Annotated in this window: 9 protein-coding genes (1 of these 9 only partly in view); 5 read left to right on the forward strand and 4 right to left on the reverse strand. The window is 58.6% G+C overall.

What is annotated here, in order from left to right:
* Positions 1-84 precede the first annotated feature (84 nt).
* The 3 genes from uxaC (at position 85) to H4N61_RS01880 (ending at position 2,980) form a co-directional block, all read left to right on the forward strand.
* On the forward strand, positions 85-1,503 hold the full coding sequence (uxaC, locus tag H4N61_RS01870; protein ID WP_182394812.1) for a glucuronate isomerase: 1,419 nt from the start codon (positions 85-87) through the stop codon (positions 1,501-1,503).
* A 118-nt stretch (positions 1,504-1,621) separates the two neighbouring features.
* Complete coding sequence (locus tag H4N61_RS01875; protein ID WP_182394813.1) at positions 1,622-2,473, forward strand: aminoglycoside phosphotransferase family protein; 852 nt, start codon at positions 1,622-1,624, stop codon at positions 2,471-2,473.
* Between the two features lie 3 nt (positions 2,474-2,476).
* On the forward strand, positions 2,477-2,980 hold the full coding sequence (locus H4N61_RS01880; RefSeq protein WP_169196658.1) for a CAP domain-containing protein: 504 nt from the start codon (positions 2,477-2,479) through the stop codon (positions 2,978-2,980).
* A 3-nt stretch (positions 2,981-2,983) separates the two neighbouring features.
* On the opposite strand, the gene H4N61_RS01885 is transcribed toward H4N61_RS01880, so the two are convergent.
* The 4 genes from H4N61_RS01885 to H4N61_RS01900 all read right to left on the reverse strand — a co-directional run bounded on the left by H4N61_RS01885 (position 2,984) and on the right by H4N61_RS01900 (position 5,599).
* Positions 2,984-3,718: a TlyA family RNA methyltransferase gene (locus H4N61_RS01885; RefSeq protein WP_169196659.1), complete on the reverse strand. Its 735-nt coding sequence runs from the start codon at positions 3,716-3,718 to the stop codon at positions 2,984-2,986.
* Complete coding sequence (locus H4N61_RS01890; RefSeq protein ID WP_169196660.1) at positions 3,715-4,308, reverse strand: SCO family protein; 594 nt, start codon at positions 4,306-4,308, stop codon at positions 3,715-3,717. Before H4N61_RS01890 ends, H4N61_RS01885 begins: the two co-directional genes overlap by 4 nt.
* A gap of 94 nt (positions 4,309-4,402) precedes the next feature.
* On the reverse strand, positions 4,403-4,654 hold the full coding sequence (locus H4N61_RS01895; protein ID WP_169196661.1) for an exodeoxyribonuclease VII small subunit: 252 nt from the start codon (positions 4,652-4,654) through the stop codon (positions 4,403-4,405).
* A gap of 18 nt (positions 4,655-4,672) precedes the next feature.
* Positions 4,673-5,599, reverse strand: coding sequence for a histone deacetylase family protein (locus tag H4N61_RS01900; RefSeq protein ID WP_169196662.1), 927 nt, complete (start codon positions 5,597-5,599; stop codon positions 4,673-4,675).
* Positions 5,600-5,719: 120 nt separating this feature from the next.
* Between H4N61_RS01900 and H4N61_RS01905 the strand changes: the two genes are divergently transcribed.
* The gene (locus tag H4N61_RS01905; protein ID WP_169196663.1) at positions 5,720-6,658 is read left to right on the forward strand and encodes an L-threonylcarbamoyladenylate synthase; all 939 of its coding nucleotides are present in this window, start codon (positions 5,720-5,722) and stop codon (positions 6,656-6,658) included.
* Between the two features lie 71 nt (positions 6,659-6,729).
* Positions 6,730-7,341: the 5' portion of a carbonic anhydrase gene (locus H4N61_RS01910; protein WP_169196664.1), read on the forward strand. It continues 111 nt past the right edge of the window; only the first 612 of its 723 coding nucleotides appear in the window; its start codon is at positions 6,730-6,732; its stop codon lies off the right edge, out of view.

Below are 7,341 nucleotides of genomic sequence, written 5' to 3' on the forward strand. Positions count from 1 at the left end.
GGTTAATTCGACTTAAATGCCGAGTGCTGTAATCTTGTATGGCAGATGTTGATTGGCCCGCGCGAACGTGGCACAAACGCCCTCATGACACACCCAGCCCATCTGCACCCCGATCGTCTCTTTCCGGCCTCAGAGCCCGCGCAATCGATTGCCCGGGACCTTTATCCGGCTGTGAAAGACCTGCCCATTGTCTCCCCGCACGGCCACACCGACCCGAGCTGGTTCGCCCAGAACGAGCGCTTTGCTTCGCCGACCGCTCTTTTTCTGACGCCGGACCATTATGTGTTGCGCATGCTCAAGAGCCGCGGCATCAGCTATGACGCGCTTGGTATTCCGCGCAAGGATGGCCAGCCGGTCGAGACCGACCAGCGCAAGGCGTGGAAGCTGTTTGCGGAAAACTATTATTTGTTCGCGGGCACACCGTCCAAGACCTGGGTCGATCACTCGCTACATGCTGTTTTCGGGATCACCGAGGAATTGTCCGGGGCGACAGCCGACGCGATCTTTGATCAGATCGAGGGCCAGTTGGGCTCACCAGAGCTGCGTCCGCGCGCCATTCTCGAGCGCTTTTCGGTAGAGGTCATCGCGACTACCGAATTCGCACTCGATCCGCTTGTGCATCATCAGTCGATGTTGGCGCAGGGTCTCATTGGGCAGGTGCACACCACCTATCGCCCAGACGATGTGACCGATCCAAGCCGCGCAGCGATTGCCGAAAACCTGCAAAAATTTGGTGAGATCACCGGCGAGAATATTACGAGCTGGGATGGCCTGATCAATGCGCATCGGGCGCGGCGTGAATACTTCCGCCGCTATGGTGCTGTGGCGACCGACCATGGCGTGCCAACCGCCAATACCGCCGATTTGCCCTTGGTCGAAAAGCAGGCGCTGCTCGACAAAATTCTGGCCAAGCGCCACGACGCGCAGGACGCAGAACTGTTCCGCGCCCAGATGATGACGGAAATGGCTCTGCTCTCGGTCGAAGACGGCATGGTGATGCAGATTCACGCGGGTTCGCGTCGCAATACCGATCCGCTGCTCTTTGACGAGCGCGGCACCGACCTTGGTGCCGACATCCCGGGGCCAACCGATTATGTTGGTGGATTGAAGGCCCTGTTGTCGCGCTGTGGCAACGAAAAGAATCTCCGTCTGTTGATGTTCGTTCTGGATGAAACCACCTATGCGCGGGAACTCGCGCCTATGGCAGGCTATTGGCCATCGCTGATGATTGGACCACCTTGGTGGTTCCACGACAGTCCGCAGGGCATTCGCCGTTATCTCGATCAGGTGGTGGAAAGCGCTGGCTTTTATAATTTGGCAGGCTTCAACGATGATACGCGCGCCTTGTTGTCGATCCCGGCGCGCCATGACGTTTGGCGGCGTGAGGTTTGCGGTTTCCTAGGCCGTTGGGTCGGCGAAAATCGCATCACCAAATCGACCGCCGAAGATCTGGCCAAGCACCTGAGCTATCAGGCTGCCAAGGACGCCTATAAAATTCGCTAAACAGGAAAATGATTTGGCGGGGCATGGCTCCGCCAAATCGCTAGGGCGTGCCGTACTTCAGCCCGCTTTTCGCGCCATTCCCGTCGTATCCTGCATCGGCATCTGCTCTAATGGCGTAATGATGAATCAGACACCTCTCGAAACGGCGCTCAATCGAGCCATGATCCGTTGGTCTTTGACGAAATCGGCGCTGGTCGCCGAGACCCAAAACGGCTGGGTTTTTAAGGTCGAGCAGAACGGTCGCGATATGGCGGCCCTCAAAATCATCAAGCCCCACGTCCGCGACCAAGAAGGGCGCGGCACAAGCCTTTTGGAATACTATTCCGGTGAAGGCGCGGTGACGGTTTTCGACGTCCACGAAGACGCCATCTTTATGGAATGGCTCGACGGGGGCACGCTCGGAATTCTGTCTCGTTCAGGGCGCGATGCGGAAGCCACCGAGGCTTTTGCTTCGACCGTCCAGAAGCTGCACATGCCACGCGCGGATTTCCCGAAGGGGCTCGCGCCGCTCCGGCAAAATTTCGATGCCTTGTTTGAAACCGATGTGCGGCAATGGCCCCATACGGCGCGCGATCTTTATGCGCGCTGCGCAGGCACGGCACTCAAGCTCTTTGATAAGCCGACCCGCGAAGTGCCGCTGCACGGCGATTTGCACCACGACAATATTATGCGCTCTGATCGGGGCTGGTTGGCGATTGACCCCAAGGGGCTATACGGCGACCCGCATTATGAAGTCGCCAATGCCTTCCGCAATCCGCACAATGCCATCAAAGTTGCAGCGAACGCCAAGCGCATCGGCGAAATGGCGGATGTGTTTTCGGCAAAGTTGCAGCTCAACCGTAAGCGCATCTTAGGCTTTGCGGCTGTCCATTCGGGCCTTGCCGCCTGCTGGAATTTGCAGGCCGGAAACGCTATTCACGGGGACCTTGCTGTCTTGCCTCTCTTGCTCAGCGCTTACGATCAGGCCTAGTTCATGACCCTTATTTCGCGCCGTTCCGTGCTTATTCTTGGCGCTGCGGGCCTCGTCTCGGCCTGTTCAACCACGATCCCGCCCCTTCCGGCCAAGGCGTCGAGCCAGCCAGAGGGGCTGTCGCGCGAGGAAATCGTTGCCACCATCAACGCCGTCCGTCGGGCGAATGGGGCAGGGGAGTGGACTTATAGCTCAGCCCTTGAGGCGGCAGCGCGTTCGCAAGCGCGGCTTATGGCGCGCAAGGATACGCTGAGCCACGATCTGGGTGTAACGCTGCGCGAGCGTGTGACGGAGGCAGGTTACCAGCTGGCTGTCGGCGAAAATCTCGCCAAGGGATATAAAACCCTTCCCGACACAATTCAGGGGTGGCTCAATTCGAGCGGTCACCGCAAGACGCTGCTGTCGACGCGCTTTGTCGAGTTCGGCCTGGCGACGGCGCGGACCAATTCTGGGAAAATTTATTGGGCCTTGATCGCAGGCGGTCCGTTTGAGGCCTGGCGACAGTAAAGCCTAGCCGCGCGAAAACACCAGAACGGTTTCCTGATTGCCGTCGCCGCCCGTAATCGGTGACAGAATTTTGGTTTGAAGCGCGAAGTTTTGCGCTTCGGCAAAGGCGATGACTTCGCCCATGGCGCGGTCGGACGCCTCAAGGTCGCTAACGATCCCGCCCTTGCCGATAAAGTCACGCCCGACTTCAAACTGCGGTTTGAAGAGGATGATGGCGTTCGCTTTTGGAGCGCAGAGGGACAACGGCGCTTCGAGCACTTTGGTGACCGAGACAAAACTGACGTCGGAAACGACGAGATCAATCGGCTCGACGATGCGGTCCCGATCGAGGTCGCGGGCATTGGTGCCCTCAAAGCTGACAACGCGCGCATCGGCGCGGAGCAGGGGATGAAGTTGGTCGTGACCAACGTCGACCGCATAGACTTTGGCCGCGCCGCGCTTGACCAGAACCTGGGTGAACCCGCCGGTTGAGGACCCGACGTCGAGACAGATTTTGCCTTCCGGCGAAATTTTGCCTTCGTCGAGCCCCGCAATCAGTTTGAGCGAGGCGCGCGAAACATAGTTCGCTGCCGGGTCATCGATGCCCAAAACATCATCTGTCCCCACCATCTGGTTGGGCTTTTTCGCTGGAGCGCCGTTCACGGAAACTGTGCCGCGCAAAATCGCATCGCGCGCACGAGCGCGGCTTGGCATCAAGCCACGCTCTTCAAGCGCAAGATCAAGCCGGATCCGGCTCACACCTTCACCGCACGCTGGATTTTGTTCTTCGCTGTCTCGGCATCTTCCCCGTAAGAAATGCTCGAGACAAACTTACCCTTATCGTCGATGATATAGGTCAGGGAGGTGTGGTTGACGGTGTAATACTCGCCTTCACCGACGATTTCCGAGAAGGCACCAAAGGCCTTCTTGATGCTCTCGGTGTCCTCAGCTGTGCCGGTCAGACCAATAACGCTTTGGTCAAAGCCTTCGACATAGTCCTTGACGATCTCAGCTGTGTCGCGCGCCGGATCAACCGAAACAAAGATGATACGCAGATCGTCTTGGGTGAGGCCCAGCTGCGCCCGCCATGCGGTTGTCTCGGCCAGAGTGACCGGGCAAACATCGGGGCAATGGGTATAGCCAAAGAAGACAAGGCTCGGCGTACCCATCAGATCAAGATCGGTAAACTCCCCACCACGCGAGGAGGTGAGCGAAAACGTGTGACCTTCTTCCCCGATGGTCTGCTGGGGTGGGCGGAAGGCGTAAAGAGCCGTGGCTCCAATTGCCGCGACGGCAACCAGCACCCAAAGTGCGATGCGCACAATGCGCAAGGAGTTGTTTGAGGACATGTGTTTCGCCTTTCAGATAGCCAAAAGGTCACGCAGTGCTCGGCACTCGCATGACCTCGTGACCGTATAATAAGGAGGGCTGGTCAGCCCAAAATCAATTTGCGTCGAGCGGTTCGGTGCCCACGGCCTTGCCTTCACGCGACAGAGTGATCTTTTCGATCCGCGCTTCTGCTGTCTTCAGCAGGGTCTCGCAATGCGCTTTGAGCGCTTCGCCGCGTTCATAAATGGCAATGGATTCAGCCAAAGGCGCGCGTCCGCTTTCCAGCTTCTGCACGATCTGTTCGAGCTGCTCGAGTGCAGCTTCAAAGCTCAGCGATTTCACATCGTCATGTGCAGTGTCGGCCATGATAAATCCTGATCCTGTTTACCCGTTGAGTAGGGTCGCAACATGGGTGCTGACCCCACCGGAAAGTCCCTTGAGGTCATACCCACCTTCGAGGAGTGACACAATCCGATTGCCGCATCGGCGCTCGGCAATGTCCATCAACTTGCCCGTTACCCAGCGAAAATCATCCTCTATCCATTCCAACTGGGCGAGCGGATCGAGAATATGCGCGTCAAATCCGGCAGAGAGAATGATCAGATCAGGCGCGAAATTGTCGAGCGCGGGCAGAATGATCTCATTATAGGCGGCGCGCATCTCCGCCCCAGCCGTTTTGGGCTTGAGCGCAGCGTTAAAGATATTGCCGACCCCATGTTCATCTGGCCGACCCGTGCCGGGAAAGAGCGGCATCTGATGGCTCGACGCATAAAAGACGCTCGGGTCGTCTTTAAAGATGTCCTGGGTGCCATTGCCATGATGAACGTCAAAATCGACGATGGCGATACGTTCCGCGCCATACTTGCGCTGGGCTTCCCGTGCCGCAATGGCCGCAGTGTTGACGAGGCAAAAACCGCTGGTGTCCGCGATTTCAGCGTGATGACCGGGCGGGCGAATGGCGCAGAAAGCATTGTCGACTTCGCCGAGCAAAACGCCACGCAGACCAGCCAGTGCGCCGCCAAGGCCCGTGGCCACAACGTCCAGACTGTTGCCGGAAATCACAGTGTCGCTGGTTAGGGAGCGAATGCCTTCGGCAGGGCGCGCGTCGCGGAGCGCCGGCAGATAATTGGCATCATGCACGAGTTCGGCCAGAAAGAGATCGCCATAAGGCGCGTCTTGACGGACAAGAGCGTCAAACTCAGGTGCAGACAAGGCTTCAGCCACGGCGACCAGCCGAGCGGCGCATTCAGGATGCCCTTTGGGCGTCAGATGCTCTTCGTAATTTGTCTGGCTGACCAAAAGGGTCGTCACATTAGCTCCATGCCGATACTGGCCTGATCACGCATAATCTACGCCCAGCCTATTCCGCCGTATACATCAGGGTGATGGTTTGTCTTGACGGCAGGCGTGCCTATTGTCAAACACCCAAGCATGAACGTTCCAGATGTCGAAACCATCCGGCAGGCGGGCGAAAGCCTGCGCGCAGGGCAGCTTGTCGCCTTTCCAACAGAGACCGTTTACGGGCTCGGTGCTGACGCGACCAATGCCGACGCGGTACTTTCGATCTATGAAACCAAGGGCCGTCCGCGCTTCAATCCGCTGATTGTTCACTGCGCCGATCTGGCGATGGCCGAACGCTACGGCGTCTTTGGCCCATTGGCGCGCAAGCTGGCGCAGGCCTTTTGGCCGGGCCCACTCACTATCGTTGTGCCCTTGGTTGAAGGTCACGGCCTGGCGGATGTCACCACGGCAGGGCTTGATACCGTCGGCATTCGTGTGCCCGATCATCCGGTCGCCAACGCCTTAATCCGCGCCGCAGACCGGCCACTCGCCGCGCCTTCGGCCAATCCATCTGGAAAATTGTCGCCGACGACGGCTCTGCAGGTCAGCGAAGGCTTTGCCGGCCGTGTGGCGGTTCTCGACGGCGGGCCATGCACATCGGGCGTCGAGTCCACTATCGTGACCGTAGACGGTGATACCATCGTGCAGCTCCGCGCCGGTGCGCTCGCGCGCGAAGAGATAGAGGCCCTCATCGGGAAAACTGTTGTTTTGGCGGAAAAGGGCGCGAAAATCTCCGCGCCCGGCATGCTCCTGAGCCATTATGCCCCCAATGCCGCGATCCGCCTTAACGCAACACCTGAAGAGGGTGAGGCCTATCTCGCGTTCGGTACGGCTGTCGCGCACCATGGTCCGGCGCTCAATCTCTCGCCAAGCGGCGATTTGCGAGAAGCGGCGCGCAATCTCTTTGCCTATCTCCATCAGCTCGACAAAGCTGGCGCAAGCTTGATCGCTGTGGCGCCTATCCCGAGCACGGGCTTGGGCGAAGCGATCAATGATCGCCTGTCCCGCGCAGCGGCTCCACGCGGCTAGCCTGCCTGAAAATCAGAGTGATCTAAGCGCTTTAGTGCGCCATATTGGGTTTCATTATTCGGAGCCCGACAATGTGCAACACATGTTCAAGCGTTTCGCTTTCCCGCCGTCATCTGCTTATCGGCAGCCTTGCTTTAGCGGCAGCAACAGCTCTCCCGCCGCAGAGTGCCATTGCCCTTGATACGCATGGGGCACCCGCCATCGCCGTCTCACCAAAAGAAGCTTGGGACAGGTTGATGCTCGGCAATCAGCGGTTCCTCGATAATACCCGCCGCAATGTCGATTTCGCAGCAGCGCGTCCAACACTAGCGCTCGGCCAACATCCCTACGCTGCAGTCCTGACCTGCGCAGATTCGCGTGTTGTGCCTGAACTCGCCTTCGACCAAGCGCCGGGCGATCTCTTTGTCCCCCGCGTGGCGGGCAATTTCGCTGGGGAGGACGAAATCGCCAGCCTCGAATACGCTGTGGCGTCACTCAATACGCGTCTCATCGTTGTTCTTGGACACTCAAGGTGTGGAGCTGTCGATGCGGCACTCGCTGTCGCCCGCGACAATGCCGATCTGCCGGGCTTCCTTCCCAAGCTCATCGACAACATTGTGCCTGCTGCCAATAAAGCGCTCCTCTCCGGCGCGGATGACGTTCTTGCCGAAGCGGTCAATGAGAACATCCGCATGACTATCTCC

This window comes from Devosia sp. MC521, from assembly GCF_014127105.1.
Lineage (GTDB): Bacteria > Pseudomonadota > Alphaproteobacteria > Rhizobiales > Devosiaceae > Devosia.

What these genes read in the sequence shown, in the direction of transcription:
- uxaC (WP_182394812.1), top strand. Translation starts at nt 85, where the DNA reads ATGACACACCCAGCCCATCTGCACCCCGATCGTCTCTTTCCGGCCTCA.
- H4N61_RS01875 (WP_182394813.1), top strand. Translation starts at nt 1,622, where the DNA reads ATGATGAATCAGACACCTCTCGAAACGGCGCTCAATCGAGCCATGATC.
- H4N61_RS01880 (WP_169196658.1), top strand. Translation starts at nt 2,477, where the DNA reads ATGACCCTTATTTCGCGCCGTTCCGTGCTTATTCTTGGCGCTGCGGGC.
- H4N61_RS01890 (WP_169196660.1), bottom strand. Translation starts at nt 4,308, where the DNA reads ATGTCCTCAAACAACTCCTTGCGCATTGTGCGCATCGCACTTTGGGTG.
- H4N61_RS01895 (WP_169196661.1), bottom strand. Translation starts at nt 4,654, where the DNA reads ATGGCCGACACTGCACATGACGATGTGAAATCGCTGAGCTTTGAAGCT.
- H4N61_RS01905 (WP_169196663.1), top strand. Translation starts at nt 5,720, where the DNA reads ATGAACGTTCCAGATGTCGAAACCATCCGGCAGGCGGGCGAAAGCCTG.